At 38.9% G+C, this 22,702-nt stretch carries 23 protein-coding genes, 2 pseudogenes and 1 riboswitch; of the genes and pseudogenes, 7 read left to right on the forward strand and 18 right to left on the reverse strand.

What is annotated here, in order from left to right; all coding sequences use genetic code 11:
* Window positions 1–372: 372 nt before the first annotated feature.
* From IEV18_RS13170 to IEV18_RS13190, 5 genes are all read right to left on the reverse strand, one after another.
* On the reverse strand, window positions 373–720 hold the full coding sequence (locus IEV18_RS13170) for a LysM peptidoglycan-binding domain-containing protein (protein WP_188392853.1): 348 nt from the start codon (window positions 718–720) through the stop codon (window positions 373–375).
* Between the two features lie 295 nt (window positions 721–1,015).
* Window positions 1,016–1,969, reverse strand: a complete 954-nt coding sequence (locus tag IEV18_RS13175) for an ABC transporter permease (RefSeq protein ID WP_188392854.1) — start codon at window positions 1,967–1,969, stop codon at window positions 1,016–1,018.
* Window positions 1,970–3,019 carry an ABC transporter permease gene (locus IEV18_RS13180; protein ID WP_188392855.1) on the reverse strand — a complete coding sequence of 350 codons (1,050 nt, stop codon included), beginning with the start codon at window positions 3,017–3,019 and terminating at the stop codon, window positions 1,970–1,972.
* Complete coding sequence (gene nupO, locus IEV18_RS13185) at window positions 3,016–4,548, reverse strand: ABC transporter ATP-binding protein (RefSeq protein ID WP_188392856.1); 1,533 nt, start codon at window positions 4,546–4,548, stop codon at window positions 3,016–3,018. Before nupO ends, IEV18_RS13180 begins: the two co-directional genes overlap by 4 nt.
* Window positions 4,549–4,737: 189 nt before the next feature.
* Complete coding sequence (locus tag IEV18_RS13190; protein ID WP_188392857.1) at window positions 4,738–5,850, reverse strand: BMP family lipoprotein; 1,113 nt, start codon at window positions 5,848–5,850, stop codon at window positions 4,738–4,740.
* 299 nt (window positions 5,851–6,149) lie between these two features.
* Window positions 6,150–6,251, reverse strand: a riboswitch (purine riboswitch).
* 392 nt (window positions 6,252–6,643) lie between these two features.
* Between IEV18_RS13190 and IEV18_RS13195 the strand changes: the two are divergent.
* Window positions 6,644–6,778: pseudogene (locus IEV18_RS13195) on the forward strand (SDR family oxidoreductase); the annotation flags it as partial.
* 122 nt (window positions 6,779–6,900) lie between these two features.
* Here the strand turns inward: IEV18_RS13195 and IEV18_RS13200 are convergent.
* From IEV18_RS13200 to IEV18_RS13250, 11 genes are all read right to left on the reverse strand, one after another.
* Window positions 6,901–7,200 (reverse strand): hypothetical protein, encoded by a 300-nt coding sequence (locus IEV18_RS13200; protein WP_188392858.1) that lies wholly within the window; start codon window positions 7,198–7,200, stop codon window positions 6,901–6,903.
* A 23-nt stretch (window positions 7,201–7,223) separates the two neighbouring features.
* Window positions 7,224–7,808 (reverse strand): peroxiredoxin family protein, encoded by a 585-nt coding sequence (locus IEV18_RS13205; RefSeq protein WP_188392859.1) that lies wholly within the window; start codon window positions 7,806–7,808, stop codon window positions 7,224–7,226.
* An 83-nt stretch (window positions 7,809–7,891) separates the two neighbouring features.
* The gene (locus IEV18_RS13210; RefSeq protein WP_188392860.1) at window positions 7,892–8,539 is read right to left on the reverse strand and encodes a hypothetical protein; all 648 of its coding nucleotides are present in this window, start codon (window positions 8,537–8,539) and stop codon (window positions 7,892–7,894) included.
* Window positions 8,540–8,993: 454 nt separating this feature from the next.
* Window positions 8,994–10,007 carry an ABC transporter ATP-binding protein gene (locus IEV18_RS13215; RefSeq protein WP_308421574.1) on the reverse strand — a complete coding sequence of 338 codons (1,014 nt, stop codon included), beginning with the start codon at window positions 10,005–10,007 and terminating at the stop codon, window positions 8,994–8,996.
* Window positions 10,004–11,002 carry an ABC transporter ATP-binding protein gene (locus tag IEV18_RS13220; protein WP_188392861.1) on the reverse strand — a complete coding sequence of 333 codons (999 nt, stop codon included), beginning with the start codon at window positions 11,000–11,002 and terminating at the stop codon, window positions 10,004–10,006. Before IEV18_RS13220 ends, IEV18_RS13215 begins: the two co-directional genes overlap by 4 nt.
* Window positions 10,983–11,981, reverse strand: a complete 999-nt coding sequence (locus IEV18_RS13225) for a succinylglutamate desuccinylase/aspartoacylase family protein (RefSeq protein WP_188392862.1) — start codon at window positions 11,979–11,981, stop codon at window positions 10,983–10,985. The genes IEV18_RS13220 and IEV18_RS13225 overlap by 20 nt, the downstream gene beginning before the upstream one ends.
* A gap of 142 nt (window positions 11,982–12,123) precedes the next feature.
* A complete protein-coding gene (locus IEV18_RS13230) occupies window positions 12,124–13,086 on the reverse strand; it encodes a succinylglutamate desuccinylase/aspartoacylase family protein (RefSeq protein WP_188392863.1) in 963 nt (320 codons plus the stop codon).
* Between the two features lie 68 nt (window positions 13,087–13,154).
* Window positions 13,155–14,705, reverse strand: coding sequence for an ABC transporter substrate-binding protein (locus tag IEV18_RS13235; RefSeq protein WP_188392864.1), 1,551 nt, complete (start codon window positions 14,703–14,705; stop codon window positions 13,155–13,157).
* A 39-nt stretch (window positions 14,706–14,744) separates the two neighbouring features.
* Complete coding sequence (locus IEV18_RS13240) at window positions 14,745–15,716, reverse strand: succinylglutamate desuccinylase/aspartoacylase family protein (RefSeq protein WP_188392865.1); 972 nt, start codon at window positions 15,714–15,716, stop codon at window positions 14,745–14,747.
* Between the two features lie 57 nt (window positions 15,717–15,773).
* Window positions 15,774–16,613: an ABC transporter permease gene (locus IEV18_RS13245; RefSeq protein ID WP_188392866.1), complete on the reverse strand. Its 840-nt coding sequence runs from the start codon at window positions 16,611–16,613 to the stop codon at window positions 15,774–15,776.
* Window positions 16,614–16,627: 14 nt separating this feature from the next.
* On the reverse strand, window positions 16,628–17,551 hold the full coding sequence (locus tag IEV18_RS13250) for an ABC transporter permease (RefSeq protein ID WP_188392867.1): 924 nt from the start codon (window positions 17,549–17,551) through the stop codon (window positions 16,628–16,630).
* Between the two features lie 326 nt (window positions 17,552–17,877).
* Between IEV18_RS13250 and IEV18_RS13255 the strand changes: the two genes are divergently transcribed.
* The 3 genes and pseudogenes from IEV18_RS13255 to IEV18_RS13265 all read left to right on the forward strand — a co-directional run.
* Window positions 17,878–18,192 (forward strand): helix-turn-helix domain-containing protein, encoded by a 315-nt coding sequence (locus IEV18_RS13255; RefSeq protein ID WP_188392868.1) that lies wholly within the window; start codon window positions 17,878–17,880, stop codon window positions 18,190–18,192.
* Window positions 18,193–18,371: 179 nt separating this feature from the next.
* The gene (locus IEV18_RS13260) at window positions 18,372–18,521 is read left to right on the forward strand and encodes a hypothetical protein (RefSeq protein WP_188392869.1); all 150 of its coding nucleotides are present in this window, start codon (window positions 18,372–18,374) and stop codon (window positions 18,519–18,521) included.
* Window positions 18,522–18,569: 48 nt separating this feature from the next.
* Window positions 18,570–18,698 (forward strand): annotated as a pseudogene (locus IEV18_RS13265) (transposase); the annotation flags it as partial.
* Between the two features lie 122 nt (window positions 18,699–18,820).
* On the opposite strand, the gene IEV18_RS17625 reads toward IEV18_RS13265, so the two are convergent.
* Window positions 18,821–18,889 (reverse strand): hypothetical protein, encoded by a 69-nt coding sequence (locus IEV18_RS17625; RefSeq protein WP_373281933.1) that lies wholly within the window; start codon window positions 18,887–18,889, stop codon window positions 18,821–18,823.
* Window positions 18,890–19,096: 207 nt separating this feature from the next.
* Here IEV18_RS17625 and IEV18_RS13275 point away from each other — a divergent pair, with 207 nt between their 5' ends.
* From IEV18_RS13275 to IEV18_RS13285, 3 genes are all read left to right on the forward strand, one after another.
* Entirely contained in the window at window positions 19,097–19,516 is a 420-nt protein-coding gene (locus IEV18_RS13275) for a helix-turn-helix domain-containing protein (protein WP_188392871.1), read from the forward strand.
* Between the two features lie 131 nt (window positions 19,517–19,647).
* The gene (locus tag IEV18_RS13280) at window positions 19,648–21,213 is read left to right on the forward strand and encodes a hypothetical protein (protein ID WP_188392872.1); all 1,566 of its coding nucleotides are present in this window, start codon (window positions 19,648–19,650) and stop codon (window positions 21,211–21,213) included.
* A 30-nt stretch (window positions 21,214–21,243) separates the two neighbouring features.
* The gene (locus tag IEV18_RS13285) at window positions 21,244–22,107 is read left to right on the forward strand and encodes a DNA adenine methylase (protein WP_188392873.1); all 864 of its coding nucleotides are present in this window, start codon (window positions 21,244–21,246) and stop codon (window positions 22,105–22,107) included.
* Window positions 22,108–22,255: 148 nt separating this feature from the next.
* On the opposite strand, the gene IEV18_RS13290 is transcribed toward IEV18_RS13285, so the two are convergent.
* A partial coding sequence (locus IEV18_RS13290; RefSeq protein WP_188392874.1) for an IS3 family transposase occupies window positions 22,256–22,702 on the reverse strand: 447 nt, incomplete at its 5' end.

Here is a 22,702-nt window from a genome sequence, read left to right on the forward strand (position 1 = left end):
AGGAAGCCACCCGTCCTATTCAGTATAAAGGATTTTTTTATGGACAAACCACTAAATAATTGAACATTCTTAGTATTTTTTGTTTTTAGATTTAATTTATGCAATGCTAGTGGTATTAAATATTAATCTTAAGCCAGAAGTTCTGCCGCTTTCTAGCATTGCAGGGTTATATCGCCCATTTATGCTGAATAAAGACAAGGCATTTGTTGTAGAAAGATAATAAACCTGATACGGGAATCTCTGCAAAAGAGATTCCCTTTTTTGCGTAAATCGAAGGCATTATATTAGCTGCAGTTAATGCTTCCCCACCCGCTATACTCCATGTTCATCTAACAGGGAGGCTGAATACTACCAATCATATAGAAATTCTCCCTATCTCAACCCGCAGGCTGACGGGATGCATATCCTTTGCCCGACCCGCAAATAGTTCGGGTCAACACTCGGATTTGCTTCTAAAATACTTTCAATGGTTACCCCATATTTTTGTGAAAGTTGGTAAAGGGTGTCTCCAGGCTGGATAATAATTGGACGATGATTTGGCGGACAAGCAGGAATACATATAATTTGGCCGACTTGCAAGTTATATGGATCGATCCCCGGATTGGCTGCTATAATTCTTGAAACACTTGTCTCCAGCCGAAAAGCAATATAATTTAGTGTATCCCCCGGCTTAATCGTATACGGATAGTGGCCTTCTGGACATTGCCGATAACCATACATCTTATTGTTAGCTCCTTTTACCTTTTCTACAAAATATGCGTCTGGCAGGACACTTGTGTAATCAAAGTTCAGGGCTAACTATTGCCACGGTCAGGAATCTTTAGAGAGATCATTTATCTCGGCTGATTTTGGAAAAAACACGAGCATAATCGACCGAGAGAACACTTATCTCGGCTGATTTTGGCAAAAACATAAGCACAATCGGCCGAGAGGGGATGAAACCATTAGAACAAACTGCATTATATACCAGAAGACCACACTAGCTGATAAATCTCAAAAAAAGAAGCAGATAAATTTATCTGCTTCCTTTAATATACGGCACGCCGTTTGCCCGCGGTGCATCGGCACGTCCGATAAACCCAGCTAAGGCAATAATCGTTAATACATATGGCGCAATTAGCAAGAAGACTTGCGGCACATTTTCCAACAAAGGTATTCCGGCACTAACGACACTCAAGCTTTGGGCCAGGCCAAAGAATAAAGCTGCCCCCATTGCACCGAGGGGATGCCATTTTCCGAAAATAACAGCAGCTAATGCGATAAATCCTTGTCCGACAATCGTCGAACCGGAAAAGTTTGATACTATCGTAAGGGCAAATACACCTCCGCCCAAACCGCCAAAAGCACCGGACAAAATGACCGCAATATAGCGCATATGAGCAACTTTAATCCCGTTCGTGTCTGCAGCCATCGGATGCTCCCCAACCGCACGAAGGCGCAGGCCAAATGGTGTCTTGTACAGAACAAACCAAGAAACAAAGGCTAAGATAATCGCAACGTAGGAAGTGAGATATATTCCTTTAAAGAATAGCGGCCCGATAATTGGAATCTCACTCAATATCGGAATGCTCGTCGTATAGAACGGTTGAGCTACCATATCCGTTTGCCCTTTATCGTACCATTCCTTTGTTAAATATACTCCGATTCCTACGGCAAGCATGTTGATTGCAACACCGCTTACAACCTGATTCGCATGAAAGGTTACGGAAGCGACAGCATGAATAATGGAAAAAATTGCACCTATCACTGTCGCGGCTACGATTGATACCCAAGGAGTCCAAGTACCGAAAACATCCGCAAATGTAAGATTAAAGACAATTCCTGTGAAAGCACCTATTACCATAAGCCCCTCTAGTCCGATGTTTACAACACCAGATTTTTCACTGAACACTCCGCCTAATGCTGTCAAAATAAGGGGTGCGGAATAGAACAAGACGGTAGGAATAATCGACTGCAATGTATCAAACATCTATTTTTCCTCCTTTTTAAAGCGAAGTATTGCCCAGCGAATGATATAACTAGAGGCAACGAAAAAGATAATAAGCGCAATAATAATGTCAACAAGCTCCGTCGGCACGCCGGCCGCCGTTGGCATTTCTCCGGCACCTTCTTTTAACGCGCCGAACAAGATGGCAGCAAGGACAATGCCTAATGCATTATTTCCTCCGAGCAGTGCCACCGCAATCCCGTCAAACCCTAAATTTGTAAATCCGGACATAACGGACATGTTTCCATACGTCCCTAAGCCTTCCATTGCTCCCGCAAGACCAGCAAATGCGCCCGCAATGACCATGGACAAAATAATATTTTTTCCTACATTCATTCCTGCATAGTTCGAAGCATGCCGATTAAAACCTACAGCCTTCAATTCATAGCCGTATGTCGTCCGTTCCACAAGAAACCACATTATCACGGCTGCAAGCAGGGCAATGAAAACCCCATAGTGTACCCGGGAATAAAAGGTCAGACTTTGCAGCCAAGGAGATGCCAAAGAGGCAGTTTCCGCAATCGTGTCTGTAGTTGTCTGCTGATCCGTCAGCACACTGCGAATAATCTCATTGGTAGAATATAGGGCAATGTAGTTCATCATAATCGTTACAATTACTTCGTGAACGCCAAGTTTTGCCTTTAACAGGCCGGGCAAAAACCCCCAAAGACCGCCAGCAATAGCTCCGGCAAGAATAGCAAGAGGCAAATGAATAATCATCGGTGCATCAATGACCAAACCTACCCATACAGCCGTTATCCAGCCGACGATGACTTGCCCTTCTGCACCAATATTAAACAAACCTGTTTTAAAGGCGAAGGCAACGGCAAGCCCAGTCAATATTAATGGGGTTGTTCTGCGAATTGTTTCACCGAGCGTATAAGCATCGCCGAAAGCTCCATTCCATAATGCAACATAGCCTTCCAGCGGATTATTGCCGGAACTTAACATAATCAGCGCCCCGACGATTAATCCGAGGAGTACTGAAATAATCGGCACTAAAATTCCAAACAGCTTATTATTTGAAGTCATTGACTTTGCTCACCCGCCTTCACTTGGCTGCCAGCCATTAACAATCCTAGTTCCTGTTCATTCGTATCTTCCGGTTTCACAATGGCGACAATTTTACCGTCAAACATGACCGCAATCCGGTCGCTGACGTCCATAATTTCATCCAACTCGAAGGAAACAAGAAGGACTGCTCTTCCTTTGTCCCTTTCCTCAACTAGTTTGTTATGAATGAATTCAATCGCTCCCACATCAAGGCCGCGTGTTGGCTGAGCAGCAATGAGCAAGTCAGGAGAACGGTCTATTTCCCGGCCAATAATCGCTTTTTGCTGATTTCCGCCTGATAGGGCCCGGGCCTTTGTATATACACTTGGAGTCCGAACGTCATATTCATCGATAATCGATTGAGCTTTACGGAATATTTCTTTATAATTTAAAACTTTTGCCTTTGAGTAAGGCTTCTTATAATACGTCTGCAATACGATATTTTCCCCGATGGAATAGTCTAATACAAGACCAAATTTATGACGGTCCTGCGGTATATGACCGACACCGTTTTCGGTAATTTTCCGCGGAGAAAGATTGGCGATTTCTTTATCGTTTAGTTTAATGGATCCAGAGCTGACTTTTGTTAACCCGGTAATCGCCTCAATCAGTTCAGACTGTCCGTTTCCGTCTACCCCGGCGATTCCGACGATTTCACCGGCTCGTACTTCCAAATCTAATCCTTTGACGATATCTACTTTCCTTTTATCTTTCACGTATAAATCATCAATTTTTAGAACGGTTTTCCCAGGCCTGGCTTCCTTTTTCTCCGTTTTAAAATGTACTTCCCGGCCAACCATTAACGATGCCAGCTCGTTCACATTCGTTTCAGAAACATTAACCGTACCAATCCCTTTTCCTTTGCGAATAACGGTACAGCGGTCACATACTTCCATAATTTCCTTAAGTTTATGAGTAATCAGGATGATCGATTTCCCTTCTTTTACAAGGGAACGCATAATATCCAATAGTTCACTAATCTCTTGCGGTGTCAAAACAGCAGTCGGCTCATCGAAAATTAACACTTCTGCTCCGCGGTATAATGTTTTCAGTATTTCCACCCGCTGCTGCATCCCTACAGAAATATCGCTAATTTTCGCATCCGGGTCTACTTTTAGTCCGTAACGGTCGGACAATTCTTTTATTTCTTTCCGTGCCTTTTGAATATCAATCATTCCGAATTTATTCTTCGGTTCTTTTCCTAACACGATATTTTGCGTTACAGTAAATGGCTCTACAAGCATAAAGTGCTGGTGAACCATCCCAATACCTAAATCATTGGCGATATTCGGATTCGTAATATTCACCTTTTTGCCCTTCACGCGAATTTCGCCCTGTTCCGGCTGGTACAATCCAAACAGCACGTTCATTAAGGTAGATTTCCCTGCACCGTTTTCTCCGAGGAGCGCGTGAATTTCTCCTTTTTTTAATTGGAGAGTAATATTGTCGTTGGCAACGATTCCAGGAAATTCCTTCCTTATATTTAACATCTCAATGGCATACTCCAAGTTCTTTCACCCTTTTTTAATATGACTTTCAGTTTAAGGCGTTCTCCATACACTTGGTAAAAATGGAAATTTCTGTATGTAAACATTAAGAACGAAAGAAGGCAAAGCTCTGCTCTTCTTTCGCTGAAAGTTTGGAAAAGACCGATATATGAAGGAGAGAAGGCTGAGAGCGCCTTCCCTTCCTATTGATTATAAAGAGTTAACATACGTTTCGAGTTCGTCGATTGTTTGTGGTACTTCCACTTCTCCGTTAAGAATTTTTTCTTCCCATTCTTTCACCGCAGAAATGATTTCTTCCGTCATTGCATCTTCATTTGTAGTTGCAATGGAAATACCGTTTTCTCCAATACCGTACTCAACTTGTTCCCCGCCTGGAAATTCTCCGTTTGCACCTCTATTAATAACATCTTGAACTGCAACGTCTACTCGCTTAACCATGGAAGTCAATGTTACATTATGGTCTCCGATTTGACCTTCATCATGCTGGTCACGGTCAACACCAATTACCCAGATTTCCCGTTCTGGATCATTTTGTTTCAAGTCTTTTGCCTGGTTAAATACACCGTTGCCTGTTCCGCCGGCAGCATGGTAAATAACATCAACCCCGCTGTCATACATGTTGGATGCAATCAGTTTTCCTTTTGCAGGATCCGTGAAAGATTCCGCATATTGTACTTCTACTTCAATATCAGGATTTACAGATTTCGCACCAGCAATAAATCCGGATTCAAATTTTTTGATTAATGGAGAGTCAATTCCGCCGACAAAGCCGATTTTATTCGTAGCCGTCTTCATTGCAGCTGCTACACCAGCCAAGAAAGAACCCTCATGTTCTTTAAACGTAATGCTTGCTACGTTTGGAGCTTCTACTACGTCATCAACAATTCCGAAGTTTGCTTCCGGAAATTGATCGGCAGCCTTTTGAATATCTTCTTTTAATTTAAATCCAACACCAAAAATCAGATTGTATTCATCACGGACAAAGCGGCTGATGTTTGGCATATAATCCGCTTTTTCATCAGATTGGGCATAATCATACCCTTCACCTTTGGATAGACCATTTTCTTGTCCCCAAGCTTCAATACCTTCCCAAGCGGACTGGTTGAAAGATTTATCATCGACACCGCCTTCATCGGTAACCATAGCAACTTTGTAGTCAGAAGCAGCTTCTCCGTTTTCTGTAGCATTATCACCGTTATCTTCCGTACCTGCATTATCTTCTTCGTTTGCTCCGCCACAAGCCGCTAATAATAAGCCTAAAGACAGAACTAAAATGAAAAGTAAACTAATTCGTTTAGTCATTGTTTTTCCTCCTGTTTCTTTCACATGATTTGTCATAGTTTTCCAAAAGCGTTATGAATTATACACTGCTGCAGCGATTTATGCGGTATGAATCAAAATTATTCAGCTATGCTCCTCCCGCTTCTTTGTATGTATTCCCTTTTTCATATAATCCTATGGAAAAAGAAAACGCCCGAAACACATGCTTCCTATGAAAAAGCACGCATTTCAGGCTGAATAGTCCGAAATCGGATAATCGTTTATTTTGAGATTATCATAATCTCATCATACGAATTGGTGGAGTGTGTGTGATATAAACGATATCCGGTTTGCTTTTCCATAGTCAGTCTATTTACGGTAAACTGGTAGAAACTGGCAGGCCATATTCCTGCGACTATATGAAAAATGTTCGTTGTTTAGTATAGCACCAAATTTTCATATTGCAAATTATTTTAGCTACAAGCGATTGCACTTTTTTCGTTTAACCATGCAAAAACACTGATATTATCTGGCCCAATAGATGATTATAAACATTTAACACAGAAGTTCTAGTTAACTTTTTAATCATCTAACAGAAATTAAAAATGCGAACGATTGTCGTTTTATCTAATAAATTGTTCGTATATTAAACAAACTAATTAACGAAGCATTGCCATAGTTGTTTCTGCCAGTATTCGGCCAAGAAAAAAAGGTATCCTGCCTCAGCATTATTTGGAGGCAGTTTTTAGAATGAATAATTATCTTTATTTTAATGATTATTTCATTGCAATCATTTATTTAAAGGAGTACGATTTACTTGTTCATAAAGTTTTTCACAAATGCAACACCAATGAAACATCTCGGCAAGGCTGAAGAAATGGCAAAAGCCGTTCTATTCATGACAAGCGACGATTCAAGCTTAACGTCTGGCAACCGCCTGATTGTCGATGGAGGATATACAGTACAATAACTCTGATTAAAACAACCGCACAAATGTGGATATTCACCACATTTGTGCGGTTTTTCATGAAGCAGCTTAATTGCCCGGCAGCTTAGCTTCTTTTTCACCTATATACAACAAGGACCCGACAACTAGCTGTTTGCCCACTTAAAATCTCTTACTATAAATTTTTGCTTTTTGGCATGGGCATTAATTGCTTTAATTAATTTATTTTTAGATATCGAAAATGAATTATGAATCTCTCTCTTCCCATTAATGGTATATTCTTCATAAATGATAAAATTGGTTAAGTCCATTTTTTGTATTATAAATTGATTGCATTCATATTCCCCGCTTCGAATGTTACCGGAATAAATAAAACGAATGATGCCGTCGTAATATTCCTGATCAGAAATCTCAAGCTCTAAAAATGATTGCAATATCTGTTGCATTATCCATTTCCCCCATCATATAGTCAATCCATCTTTTCAAACTCCTGTACCATCATGTCATAATTCATCGGCCCAAATGCCCTGAAACTGATATAACCCTTAGAATCTACCATGTATGTCGTCGGAATAGGCTTAATGGCGTATAGAGCCGACGCAATTAAATCCTTATCCAATAATATGGGAAAGGTGAGATTAAATTCATTGGCGAAGTTCTCGATGTTTTTTATGCTGTTCTCCGTATCTGTTAAATTCACCGCCAAAATGACAATATCCTTATCCTGGTGGAATCTTTCCATATCCGGCATTTCTGCCCGGCATGGCGGACACCAGGTTGCCCAAAAATTAATCATTACTTTATTTCCGCGAAAATCGGACAGTTTTACCATGTCGCCGTCTAATGTTTCTAATTCAAAATCCGGAGCCACATTCCCGATGTCTAATCCGACTTCAGTTTCTTCTCCCTTTTCATTCTCAATCTCCGTTTCGCCCACTTGGACTTCCTCTGCATTTTTAAATTGGTCTGCATTATTTTCTTTAGAGTCGATAAAATCATAAATCGCCCAGCCTAGCATACCTAATACAACAACGAATAGAATCCATTTTTTCATTGGAACACCCCTTGAAACCTTGTTATCTTGATAAAACAGAAAGATTCCTGCATAGAGCATCGCATCTGCTTCAGCCTTTGAGATTATATATCGTCTATTCTTAGTTTAAATGTTAAACCCAACATGCTTGCAACAAAAAATAAAACGATAAACCATGGCGCCATTAGATAGCCAAAAACCGTTATAAAAGGCTGCATGAATCCCAGGATTATCATTCCCGCAGACCAGACCGCAACGATAACCATTAACAGTATCGTAACCTTAATGCGCTCCCTAAGGAAAAAGAAAACCCCGATTAACACCGCCAGCAAAAGCAATTGTCCAAAAGCATACCGGTTATCTTTAATCATGAATTGAATAAATTCATAGACAAAGGAGCTGATAAGAAAGAAATGGGCAAAAGACTTGAATAACGGCAGCATATGTAAGTTTTTCCGCTTCGCTTTATACAGAAGCAATACCGTGATGAAAACAATGGCAAAGTAAAAAACTTTTGAGTCACTCGGATAAGCGAGAATAGACAAAGGATCCGATAGAAAACCAGATATATTTAGAATGATTTTTCCGAGCCAAATCAAAAGAACAAAGTTAATTATCTGGGACAGCAGCTCTTCCAAGTGTTTTTTCTTTTCATCCTTTGTAAGATCACTAAAGTAATATAATGAAAGAATCCCTATTGCAAAACTAAAGGCAATAATTCCGATGGAAGTTAACTTGCTTGCAATCGCCATCATTGTATCCTCTCTTTCACCCTAAATTGCATCTAACCCGCTTCATATGAAAATTTATGAATCCGCATCGATATTATTTAATAAAAGCAAAGCATAAGTTTCTGGAAAGAGCAAAAAAACTGCCCGGAAATGGGCAGTAATCTATCTTTAAACAAACCATAAGAATCTATCCAATCTTGTAGAAATAAGATTTTATAAACGGATGCAATTCAATAAAAAGGAGAAACATACTTCTATTTTGTGGGTTTATCAGTAATGAAATCATTTTCCTAGATTCAGATGTCTAGACAACTTCTTATTGATATTGTAACAGTATTTCAATGCAAAATAAAACACCTCTAGCTAGTATATTTTAAATAACTATTTAATTTTTTTCTAATATTTTCAATTCGAATGTAAATTGTTCTATCTATATTAAAGCTATGAACACATTTACCAATAATCTCTTCTTCCTCTAGACCAGATGACACGCCACCCAACGCCCATCGTTTCTTTCCTTAAAGGTTGGCTCCTCTTCTCTACAAATTTTCCTTGCTAACGGACAACGTGTATGAAAGCGACAGCCAGTTGGCGGATGGACCGGGCTTGGGACATCACCTTTTAAGATAATTCTCTCCCTACGTTTCTGCTCTACCGGGTCTGGAATAGGAATGGCCGAGAGGAGTGCCTGTGTATACGGATGTGCCGGATTATCATACAACTTTTCGGTTTCTGCCAATTCCACAATTTTCCCCAGGTACATAACAGCAACCCGATTACTAATATGACGCACCACTGAAAGATCATGGGATATGAACAAATATGTTAAGCCAAACTCCTCCTGCAAATCCTGAAATAAATTAATAACTTGCGACTGTACAGATACATCTAAAGCAGAAACCGGCTCATCACAGACAATTAACTTCGGATTGATCGACAAGGCGCGGGCAATTCCGATTCGTTGACGCTGTCCGCCGGAAAATTCGTGGGGATACCTTGTCATATTGGATTTGTCGAGTCCTACCTTTTCCAGCAAATACTGCACTTTCTCTTCCCGTTCCCTTTTGTTTCCAATTCTATGCACCCGCAAGGGTTCTCCTACTATTTCGCCAATCTTCAGCTTGGAGTTTAAGGATGCATAGGGGTCTTGAAAAACGATTTGCATATCGCGCCGGATTTTACGAAGCTCACCTTCATTAAAATGGGTAATATCTTGATTTTTATACAAAATTTTTCCATCCGTCGGTTCCTGAAGCCGGATGATATTTCTTCCCAAGGTAGATTTGCCGCATCCTGATTCCCCTACAATTCCAAGAGTTTCCCCTGTTTGAACGGCTAATGACACCCCATCAACCGCTTTTACAGTTCCCCTCGACCCACGAAAAATACTTCGCTTAATCGGAAAATGTTTTTTTAAATTTTTCACTTCCAGTAATGGCTCGTGCAAACCAGTCATATTTTCTTTACGTTCCAGTAATCCAACGGTCATGCTAAAACCACCTTTTTCCTTTCCAATGGATTATAATTCCAACATGCTACCTTTCTTCCGGACGAGACTTCTTCCAATACCGGTTCCTCTACCCGGCATCGATCGGTAGCGAACGGGCACCGCGGATGAAAACGGCACCCCGTAGGCTTTTTCGTCGGATCTGGCAAAGTACCTTCTATTGTTTTCATTCGCTTCCCGTTCCTCCTTATCGATGGCATGGCCTCGAGCAATCCGATGGTATATGGATGGTATGGCTTATGAAAAAGTTCTTCTGCACCCGCTTCCTCTACAACTATTCCAGCATACATAACTACTACCCTGTCTGCCATTTCTGCTACTACCCCTAAATCATGGGTAATTAACAAAATTGACATTCCTAATACCTGCTTTAAATCCTTCATAATCTCCAGCACCTGTGCTTGAATGGTCACATCCAATGCAGTTGTTGGCTCATCGGCAATAAGCAATTTAGGTTTACAGGCTAACGCCATTGCGATCATCACCCGCTGTCGCATTCCCCCAGATAGCTGATGCGGATATTGATATGCCCGTTCTTCAGGGGATGGAATACCTACTTTGCGCAAAGATTCAATGGCATGTTTCATCGCCTCTTTTCGGTTCATTTGCATATGATAGCGGAAACTTTCTGCAATCTGATTACCGATTGTGTAAACAGGATTCAATGATGTCATCGGTTCCTGGAAAATCATCGAAATATCATATCCACGGATTTTCCGCATTTCTCTGTTTGATTTTTTAACAAGATCTTCCCCCTCGAATAAAATTTCCCCTTCTGTAATTTTTCCATCCTGTTTTGGAATAAGTCCCATAATGGACAAGGAAGAAACACTTTTGCCTGAACCAGACTCCCCAACAATACATACCGTTTCCGCCTTATGAACAGAAAAATTTACACGTTCTACCGCTTTAATAATTCCTTTATCAGTCTGAAATTGGAGGGTCAAATCTTTCACTTCAAGCAACGGGGATTTCACTCGTTATTTCCTCCTCTACTGGAATTGCTTCTGCAATAAGTTGTCCAGGTTCAGTCGGCCAGTAACGATGACCGACCGCTGCGACATATGCATTATCTGCTGAACAGCGCAGTTCTTCTGTTACCTCTCCATATAAATTCATGATGCATCCAATCAGATCCCCTTTTTTAAGGAAATCTCCTACCTGACATGATGGAATGAATAACCCTCCTTCTCTTGTAAAGAAAAATTCGGCGTTGCTGATTATCTTATACTCCTCTTGAACTGGTGGCTTCCCTGGAAGCATCTCCAATGCTTTCATAGCATTCAATATCGATTGTTTAAAAAGCTCTTCATGCTCCTCTGTGACATTTCCTCCTCCACACTCTACAGTAACAACGGGAATTCCCCTTTCTAACACATGACCAGTGATCGTTCCATCGACAACCATTTCCCCTCCGGAACGCCAAATGACATTGGCTCCCATCCTTTTGGCAAGCCACATGGATTTCTCGTAGCCTTCTGTTCCGTCATCTTTCACAATAGCATAAAATGGAACCTGTGCCCCAATACCGCCCGAATGCAAATCAATGACATAGTCCGCATGCTCTTCAATTAAAGCTAATAGTTTACGTGCTAGTCGCTGGCTATACGTCCCCTTCGGATTTCCTGGAAAAATACGATTTAAGTTAGCCCCGTCTAAAGGCGAAATTCGGCTGCGGGCCTTAAAAGAAGGCAAATTCATGACTGGAACGCCGATAAATGTACCACGAAGCTGACGTACATCCAGCTCTTGAAAAAAGCGTATAATAGAAGCTGCACCTCCGTATTCCTCTCCGTGAATACAGCCATGCACCCAAATGGTCGGTCCCTCCATTTCCCCTGCAGTAACTAAAACAGGAATTCGAAAAGGAGTCCCGTCCGTGTCACTTCCAAATGGAATATATCCTTTCGACTTCTTTCCAGGTACAATTTCTACCGTTCCTATTTTTTCCATCATAAAGCTCCTCCTCAACAAAATCTTTATCAAATAATTTTCATTTCCTTGCATTAAAGGCAGCTCTTGAACTGCCTTTAATGCAAAATCTTTATAAAAATAGGGGGAAAACGAATACAACGAAGATTACAACATTTTTTCATAATCAACTTGTATATACTTCCGCAATCAGCCTCCCTGGTTCGGTAGGCCAGTATAGATTGCCCGTTGCCGCTAAGAAACCATGATCAAACGGACTGCGTATTTCCTCCGTAACCTCACCATATAGATTCATAATAGAACCAATCAGGTCACCTTTTGCCAGTATCGTTCCGACTTCACATGCCGGGACAAACAATCCACCTTCCCCAGCAAACATAAATTCTGCCTTTTTATACACGGTATAAGAATCTTGAAGTGGAGCTTGTCCGGGTACCATTTCCAGTGCCTGCAAAGCATGATGAATAGATGCTTTAAATAATTTTTCATGCTCTTTTGTAACGGTACCTCCTCCAACTTCTACTGTGACACTAGGTATGCCATGCATCGTGTAATAATCTGTACCTGTACCTTGAGTTGCATCGTTTCCTGCTGCCTGCCAAATTATTTCCGTTCCCATTCGTTCTGCCAGCCATCGTGACTTATTAACTGCATCTGAATCCCCATCCTTATAAATAACGAAGAACGGTACGTGTAGCGCAATTCCTCCAGAATGTAAATCGATTACATAATCAGCCGTCTCCGAAACAGTTTCTAATAAAGTATGGGCCAAACGCAAACTGAACGTTCCTTTAGGGTCTCCAGGAAATACCCGATTAAGATTCACCCCATCAAGCGGGGAGATTCTGCTCCATGCTTTAAAGGATGGCGGGTTGGCTACCGGCAATCCGACAATAGTCCCTTTCAGTTCCTGAACATCCAACTCCTTAATAAATTGGATAATGGATGCTGCCCCTCCGTATTCATCTCCATGGACACATCCAATAAGCCAAACCGTAGGCCCTTCTTCTTTCCCGCTGGCAGTTAGTAATGACAGCTTTATCGGAGTGCCATCGGTTTCACTTCCAACCGTCAAATAACCTGTTGTTTTTTCTCCTGGAATTAACGACGCCGTTCCAATTTTCCTCATAAAGATTACCTCCCAATACACTTTATTCATCTATAAATTTCAAACAAAGATTGATAGAAACATAATATTTATGGTTCAAAATAAGCATCGCGAACAATAATGTATTCATCCAATCTTGGTTCGAATCCTCTTACTCCTTTGCGAACACCAACCATGTGCGGTTCATAATATAATGGCAATGTTGGTTTTTCTTCATATAATATTTCTTGAATATCTTTAAAAATTTCGATTGCTACCTCATCATCAATAGTCTGGATTGCTTGTTCCATTAACGCATCCACTTCCGGATTTGCATAACCGCCTTCCGAGTTTTCCGAGTTATAATAACCAATCCAATGCATATAAGGATTAATCGTTAAATCGGCAACACCAATGTAGTGTATGTCATAATATCCTTCGTCGGTTTTAGGTACAAAGGAGCTAAATTCCAATATTTCTAAATCAATGTTAACCCCAACATCTTCAAACATTCCCGCAGCTGCTTCGCCTATTTGCCGGTCCATAGCATACCGGCCGGCTGGTGCACCCATTTTAATTACCGATCCGTCATAACCGACCTCTTCTAACAGTTCCTTTGCTTTTTCCGGATTATATTCATAGATAGGAAGTTCATCATGAAATCCAATTGTTCCTGGCGGGGATACACTCGAAGCCGGTATTGTGTTTCCTCCTAATATATTGTTTACGAGCAGTTCACGGTCAATTGCCAATGACAATGCTTCTCTAAACTTTTGTTGCTGCATCCAATCATTGTCAAAATTATTCACAAACATATTAACCCGTAATGTTTCGGTTACATATACATCAAGATTCGGATCGTTTTTGACTTCTTCAATTTTATCGGAAGGAATGTTCTCGGCAATATGCACATCTCCCCGTTGCAAGGCAGCTAGGCGAACTGCATTCTCTGGCATAATCATAAATTTAATACGTTCATTTACTCCCGGCTTGCCCCAATATTTTTCAAAACGCTCTAGTTCCACACTGTTATTTGGCTTATATTCCACAATTCGGTAAGGACCAGTTCCTACCGGTTTTACGTTAAATTCCTCCCCCAGCTCCTCAACTGCGCCAGGTTCTACGATCGGCACTTGAGCCAATCCTCCAATTAATCCTCTAGTAGGAGTTTTCGTTTTAATGTATAAAACTAAATCTCCCTCAGTTATAATTTCATCAATATCTTTAATCCACTGGGAAAGAGGAGAATTAAACTCCGGATCCAATATCGATTCAAGTGTAAACTTTACTGACTCGGCGGTTAGTGGTACGCCGTTATGGAAAGTTACTCCTTCACGCAACGTGAACTTCCACGTATACTCATCGATATTTTCGAATTCCTCTGCTAATACCCCTACGATTTCAACTTTTCCATCTTTAATTTCACGAAATACGAGCGGTTCTAAAATATGTGAATTAATACTGTACCCCGGACCTGACCATGTCTTTCGCGGATCAAGCGAGGTAGGGTCTGCCCCAGTTGCTACGATAAGTTCCTTGGATTCTCCCCTGGTATCCCCACCTCCTGACTGAACATTGTCCGCTGAATTCGAACAAGCTGCTAATAACAAAATTAAACCAATAGCTATTAGCGATGCCTGAATGGTCTTTTTCAACATCATTCTTCCATACCTCCTAATTTCCATCTTTCCATTCATTTGCTACTGATAGGCAAAATAGGCAATTTTGTCTCCAGTAGTTACTGCTTGATTTCCTGCCATCGGATAGGCAATAATTCTCCCGTTTACCGGTGATAGCATTTCTTCGATGGTCTCATCCCATGGATTCTTTATAGCAGCAAACATTTCACCTTTTTCCACGAAATCACCAACTTGTTTCGTAAAATAAACAAAGCCTCCTTTATTTGCATAATAGACAGTGTAAAACATCTTCCCTTGAAACGGAGTGATGCTTTGCAACGGTTTTAGTTCACCATCCATCATTCCCAGATACTTCAGAACATTCATCGTTCCCTGAGCAGCTACTTCACTAGAAGAATTGAAACGTCTGGAAAAAACTAGCTCTGGTGTGATGCACGGGATACCAACGGATAACAAATAATCACTAAAAGTCCCTTCTGTTTGAAACGACGGACAGACAGTTATTACTCCAAAGGCTTCCGCCATGCCCCATGACATTTCACTTACCTTGTCGTTTCCGATATCGGGAACAATCGTAAACAGCTCAGATGGCGGATTGCAAGAGTGAAAATCAATACAATAGTTTGCGTGGCTTGCAAGTTTAACCGCTAAAACATGGGCGATGCGCTGACTAAGGGAACCGTAAGGATTCCCAGGGAAAACACGATTAAGATCTGCCGAATCTTGTGGAGTAAAGCGATTCGATGCTCCTAATGCGAAGGGATTTGCTATTGGCACGGCAATAATTTTCCCCTTTAACTGATTGAAATTAATGTCTTCGTAAATCAATCTCCGGATGACATCGTAACCGCCAATTTCCACTCCGTGTATCAATGCTGTCAGCAAAAGCGTTGGACCGGACTCCTTGCCATCCCCTAAAATTAAGGGAATAAATACTTCTGTACCATCAGGCAAGACCGCGATAGGAATCCTCGCCTCCTGAACCTCCCCATGTCTCGTCTCTAATTCCTCGAGAGACTGAATACTTCGCAAAAATAACTCCCTCCCCATTTTTTGATTATTCTGTATTTTTATTTCAGAAAAATAACTTTAATAAGGATCCAAAATATCCCGTAAACCATCCCCAAAAAGATTGGCACATAGGGCAACAAGCATTAACATAAGTCCGGGAAAAATTGCAATCCACCAGGCATCCGTCATGTATTCCCTGCCATCGGCAAGCATAGCTCCCCAAGTTGGTTCACTAACTGGCACACCCAACCCGAGGAAACTTAAAGAAGATTCGGCAATAATCAAAGTCGCTACTTGAAAACTCGCAACAACGATAAACGGTGACATCACATGCGGTAATATATGACGGAACAAAATAGATAATTTTGATGTTCCTGCAGCTCTAGTTGCCTCGACAAACTCCAAAAATTTCACAGATAACACTGAACTTCTTACTACCTTTGCATAAGAAATCCAGCTCGTTACGGATAAAACTAATACAACATTCATAATGCTGGAACCAAGGATGGCAACCATAGTAAGTGCTAGTAGTAAAAACGGGAAAGCTAACTGCATATCAACTAGTCTCATCAGTACACTGTCAATCCATTTGCCTGAATATCCAGATAATAATCCAATAATCAGGCCTATTGCACCCCCTATAAAAACCGCACCTGCTGCAACCATAATGGATACTCGCGAACCATAAATTACTCGACTTAACACATCACGTCCAAGCTGATCCGTTCCCAACCAATGGATGAACCCTTCCTCATTGACGGTTCCAGGGGGCATCAGTCTTCGAGCTATATCCTGTTCCGTTGGATCCATCGGTGCAAGCATAGGGGCAAATAGGGCAATGAAAAGAATGATTATTAAGAAAGCCAGTGCAATAAGCGCTGTTTTTCTTTTACTTAACCGGAGCAGAAATGCTTTCATACTTCCATCCCTTCCTATGAATCTACTACTATCCTGCGGTCGATTACCGCATAGGCAATATCAACTAGCAAATTGATAACAACAAAAACAATCGCTGAAATTATTACAAGTGACTGAATCATCGGGTAATCTTGCGCCTGAATCGATTGAACGGTTAAAAAACCAATACCCGGCCAGGAAAAGATGAACTCTGTAATAATTGCTCCACCAAGCAATTGACCTGTTTGTAAGCCAATCATTGTTATTGTAGGAATCAATGCATTTTTAAAAACATGTTTGAAAATGACAACTATTTCCGGCAGTCCTTTTGCCCGGGCTGTTCGAATATAATCATGATTTAGCACCTCAAGGGTGCTTGAGCGCATTAACCTTGCAATCAAAGCCAACTGATAAATTGCTAATGTAAACGCAGGCATAATAATATGGCTCCAGCTTCCATACCCTGATGTTGGAAGCAAATTTAAATTAACTGCGATAAATAGAATCAGCATCATTCCCAGCCAATAACTTGGAACCGACTGGCCAATTAAAGCTAATACACTCACAATGTAATCCGACAGAGAATTTTTCTTCACTGCCGCATACATTCCAAGGGGTATGGCAATAACAATAGCTATTACCATTGCCCAAAATACGAGTAACGCTGTTGCGGGCAAATGTTCTAAAATTAATTGCATGGAAGGTAAACCACGGTTAATCGAATTGCCAAAATCTAATACAACGATATCTTTAATATAATTTATGTACTGCTCCCAAATGGGCAAATTTAACCCCATTTGTTCCCGCATCTGCTGAATTTCCTCTTCGGTAGCATTTTCCGACAGCATCAACGATGCTGGATCTCCTGGAATAATCCGTAGTAACACAAATGCAATAGCCGATGCACCAATCAATACAATGACAGCCTGCATCAACCGTTTTAATATAAACTTAATCAATACATCACCCCACAATCTGGTTTATATTTAAGAAACATGACAAGACCACAATCCTACTCCTATTACCAACTTTCCAAACCCTCAGCTTCACACTCGTACCAGTAATTCGATATAATTTCTGTCACTTCTTAATTAAGACAAATAAATTCTCCACCCCCTATGAAATATTTACTAATATAGATAACTTTTACTAGTTTGTATTTTATGACATTTAGTTCTAATTGTCAACATATTTTATGATTATTTGTTCTAAAATATCTATAATTGACCACATTTTTTTTAAGCAATGTAAACTATAGTTAGAACCATACGTAAAGGGGTTTCATATGATAGATAGTAAAAATATTGGACGTCAATTAAGAGCACTAAGAAAAGCTAAAAACTTAACCTCACAGGAATTAGCGGATAAAGTTAATGTTTCACAATCTTACATAAGCCGTTTTGAAAATGGCAGAGCTATTCCTGATATAGACATGTTGGAAAGAATATTACATGCTCTCGACACCAATCTTTCTTCTTTTTTCTCAACAGATATAGAAAATGTACCTGAAGATTTGATTCAACTTATTGATACTGTCAAAACTCTAAGTCCAGAAGCGCGCATAAAATTAAATGAGTTCTTAAAAATTGTTAAGGATTAAAATAAAGGGGTTGTCCAAAAAGTCAGGTAGACTCACACCCGAGTTCGACAGTAAATAGGCACAAATCCACTTTATAATCAAATGTATTTCCTTTGATATCAATCTTTTCGTGGATTTGTGCTTAAAATTTTTTGAATTTTTCATAGGCACACGTTTAATAAATTTGGAAAAAATTAGGGATGGATACAATTCTCGAAGAGATTTTTAAAGAGCGCAAGCACGAAATCAATTTAGTACGTGCCATTTTTGCGATGGTTGCAAACCGTGCGCTTGCCCCTTCCAGTAAATTAGGAATGGAAGAATGGATATCCGAGGATGTCTATCTATAATGGACCCAAGATTTTAGACAGCAAGAAAGGATATGTTAAGGTAGGTTTATGAAACAAAAAAGAAAACGATATTCACCAGAATTTAAAGCACAAGTTGTATTGGAAATTCTTAAAGAAGAGAAGTCTTTAACTGAGCTGTCCTCTGAATATGGGATCCATGTTAATCAGCTGCGGAAATGAAAACACAATTTCTAGAACAAATGCCGCAATTGTTTCAACTCTCTTTCGGTTCCTTAGAGGAACTATTGTGATTTTAAAAAATTACCCAGTTAAACTTTAAAACTTTACAACTTCCTGAGCTACGGCGTACTAATTACCTTTTCGATATGAGTGTAGTAACTTCTTGAAACACCCAATAATCTAGATATTTCCTCTTGGGTGTAATTGTTTTTATAAACTCAAATCTTTAAGGCATTCCCTCAAAGTACCACCTCCTTAAATTCCTACAGGAAACTAACCTTTCAGCAACATGACAACACCCTTTTATAAAAGTATTTATACTTTTAGGAACAAAAAAGGAAGTTACTTGAAGAAACGTTTATAATAGTAGTTAATAGAGGTAGGGTTGATGGAGAATGACGATTTTTTCTCAAAGACTAAAAAATTATAGAGGAAAATTAAAAAGTCAGGATAGTAAATGGACTCAACAATATGTTGCAAACAAAATAGGCGTTGCGAGGGTAACGTACACAGCGTATGAAAATGGAACAAAAATGCCGCCGGTTGATACAGTGAATAGTATTGCAGAACTTTTTAACATTAAAACTGATTACTTATTGGGTAGAACTGATAATCCTGAACCTTCTAATGAAGATTATTCGTACAATACCTTAAAGCAGATTAATGAACTTCTTAAAAAATTCAACATAGATCAATCTGGATTATTCGATATTGAGAAGTGGAAAACGATGGGACCAGAAGAAATTAAGCAACTGGAAAGTTATTTTGAATTTATAGTTCAGGAAGCGAAAAAGAAAAATAAACAGAAAGACTAAAACACACCAAAGAATATTTTCATCTTGGTGTGTTTTTATAAAGTAGCTATAGGTAATTTGATTTAATCTATAGTTTACTAAAAGTTATTTAGAATCATTCGATCTAAACTTCTGAGATTAGGAGGATTAGAATGACTTATTTTGAAAGACCGATACATAAAGAAATGTATGCTAAAGACTTAACATTATCAAAAACAAATCCAAGGTTCCCACACCCCGTAAAATCAGAAAAAGAAGCTATTCTTACATTTTTTCAACTTAAAAAAGTTGGCCCAAAAAAAATTGAGCAAATAATTCAAGATATATTCGAAACAAAAGTTGTTTTGGAAGATTTTATTGTACTAAAAGAAAATGAAAGGTATGTTGTTTATGATGGTAACAGAAGATTAACAGCACTTAAATTGTTTTTAGGGAATAATTCTGAAATTATAAAAGACAAGTATAAAAGGACTTATGAATTAATTAAAACTTTAAAAGAAGAATATAATATTAGCACCATCCCCCTTAGCGTAAAAGTCTATACTGATAAAAACTCAATGGCCAATCATGTACTCAAAATCCATTCTGGTCAACAAGGTGGTGTGGGTCAAATTCCTTGGGATTCTAATGAAAAAGATTCTTTTAAGGCACGACATCTTAACCAACCACTCAGTTTAGGAAATAAAATTTATAAAAAGCTACAAAACTCTCCCGATTTAAAGGATTTGTATAATAAGATTAAAAATGAAGCGTATACCACCACCTTCGACCGTATTTTTAGTTTTCTTGATATTAGAACCAGAATCTTTAAATTAGAATACGGTCGGCATGTTGATGTTGATAATGAAATTCATTTTAATAAAATATGTGAAATGATAGAATTTTTTATAGCAAAAAATGCTAATGTTGGAGATGTTTATACAAAACAGAAAGCCATTTCATTCTTTGAAAGCATAGACCCTATTGAAGATATTAATGATAATATAAAGTCAAAGACTTTTGAAACCACTAAAGTTATCACAAAAAAAACTGACATTCAAGGAACAAATGCAAACTCAGGAAGAAATCTCGATGACAATACCAGTAAAACTAACAACAGCACCGTAAATGGTCATGATATTGGCACTTCAATCACTGGAAGTAATACAAACATAGGGACAACCATCAGTATAGGACGAAACCCAGGTGGAAGACCAAGAAAGAAACCTAGTGAATACAATAGCTTAATAGAGGCATATTACTTTAAAAACAAGTTTAGAAAGAATGATAGAATAAACGGAATAATGGATGAAATTAAACACCTTCAGTATAAAGATTTTGGTTTATCAGTAAATTTTCTAATAAGAAGTCTACTAGAAACATATGCTTATGAGTATGTGAAAGTTTTTAGTAGTTTAGAAAAAGATAACCCTAATAGATTAAAAGGCCTCACCGTGAAAAACTTTAGTGATAAGGAATTAAGTGAGAAATATTTTGACTATATTGCTAATCACATTGGTAAATTAGAAAATGGGAAATATAGTACAATAGGCAAACAAATTCTAACATACTTCAATAAAAACAATAACATTGCTATTACCCAGAAACTAAATCATTATGTTCATATACCGGATTTTATACCAACATCTACCGAAAATTTAGAAACGTGGAGTGTTGTATATAAAATACTCCATGCAATGGATAACATAATAGAAAGTTATACTGGCCAAGACTATTAAAATATAGTACTATAACATAGAGGTGATAAAATGGCCAGTATATTTTCACCACTACGTTATCCAGGCGGCAAAAATAATACATATCATTATATTAAACATCTTGTAGAATTAAATGATATTATTACTTATATTGAGCCATTTGCTGGTGGTGCAGCTGTAGCATTGCGTCTCCTTATTAATAATGATGTTCAACGAATAATTATTAACGATTATGATCGAAGTATATATTCTTTCTGGAATTGTATTAAATATCAATCAGAGCGGCTTATAGACAAAATTATTAATACTGATATTACTATGGAAGAATGGTACAAACAAAAAGAAATCCAGGATAATAAAGAGTTAGCTGATGAATTTGACTTGGCTTTTTCCACACTATTTTTAAATCGTACAAATCGTTCAGGCATAATTAAGGGGGGAGTTATTGGCGGGAAGAATCAAGATGGTAACTACAAAATGGACTGTAGATTTAACAAAAAAACAATCATTAAACGTATAAAATTAATTGCTAAACATTCGGAACAAATAATTGTTTGTAACGACGATGCAATTGATTTTATCAATAATGAAATTAAAAAAACACGGAAGTCCTTAACTTTCTTTGATCCTCCTTATTATAAAAAAGGCCCTAATTTGTACACTAATTTTTTTAACCACGAAGATCATGTTGAATTGGCCAAATCTATTCATAAATTAATGAAGAATCGGTATTGGATACTAACGTATGATATAGCCGAACAAATTGAAAATTTATACAAAGAAAAATACGGATATGAACCGATTAAGTATTACTTAAACTATTCCATTGCCAAACCTAGCGAAGGGCTAGAATTCATGTTTTTTTCTAGAAAACTTAATAGGGGCTCTATAGAAAAGTATCTAAAAGTTGTGTAATAATTAAAAAGGAGAACTAACTATAAAATGTTCCTTTGTAAAGGACATTTTAAAATAGGGACCATGTAACACTGAGGTAAGCGTAAAATAGTCCACACCTACCTTTTGAACTGCGCCCTGTCAAGTAGACAGTGAAAAAACAAAAAATCTATGCGACAGCCTGGTGCCGATATTCTAACGGTGCTAGGCTGTTTAGTTTCTCTTGGTATCGTTCTTTGTTATAAAATGTTATATATTTATCAATATCTTCCTTTAGTTCCTCAAACGACTTATACTGCTTTAGGTTGTAACATTCACATTTAAAATGACCGAAAAAGCTCTCAATCAGAGCATTGTCAATACAGTTACCGACTCGAGACATACTACGCGTCATGCCAGCTTCTGTAGTAATATAACGATACTCCTTTGATGTATACTGCGAACCGCGATCGCTATGAATCAATGGAGTGGCGTCAGGATTTGCTTGTATAGCCGCTTTGATAGTATCCATAACTAGAGGGTTGTCATTATAGCGTCCAACCTGGTAAGCAATGATGGAGCCGTCATAAAGGTCCTTAATGGCACTTAAATAAGCTTTACTGCCAAAGCCCATAAT

Source organism: Compostibacillus humi (genome assembly GCF_014637175.1).
GTDB classification, from domain to species: Bacteria; Bacillota; Bacilli; order Bacillales; family Amphibacillaceae; genus Oceanobacillus; species Oceanobacillus humi.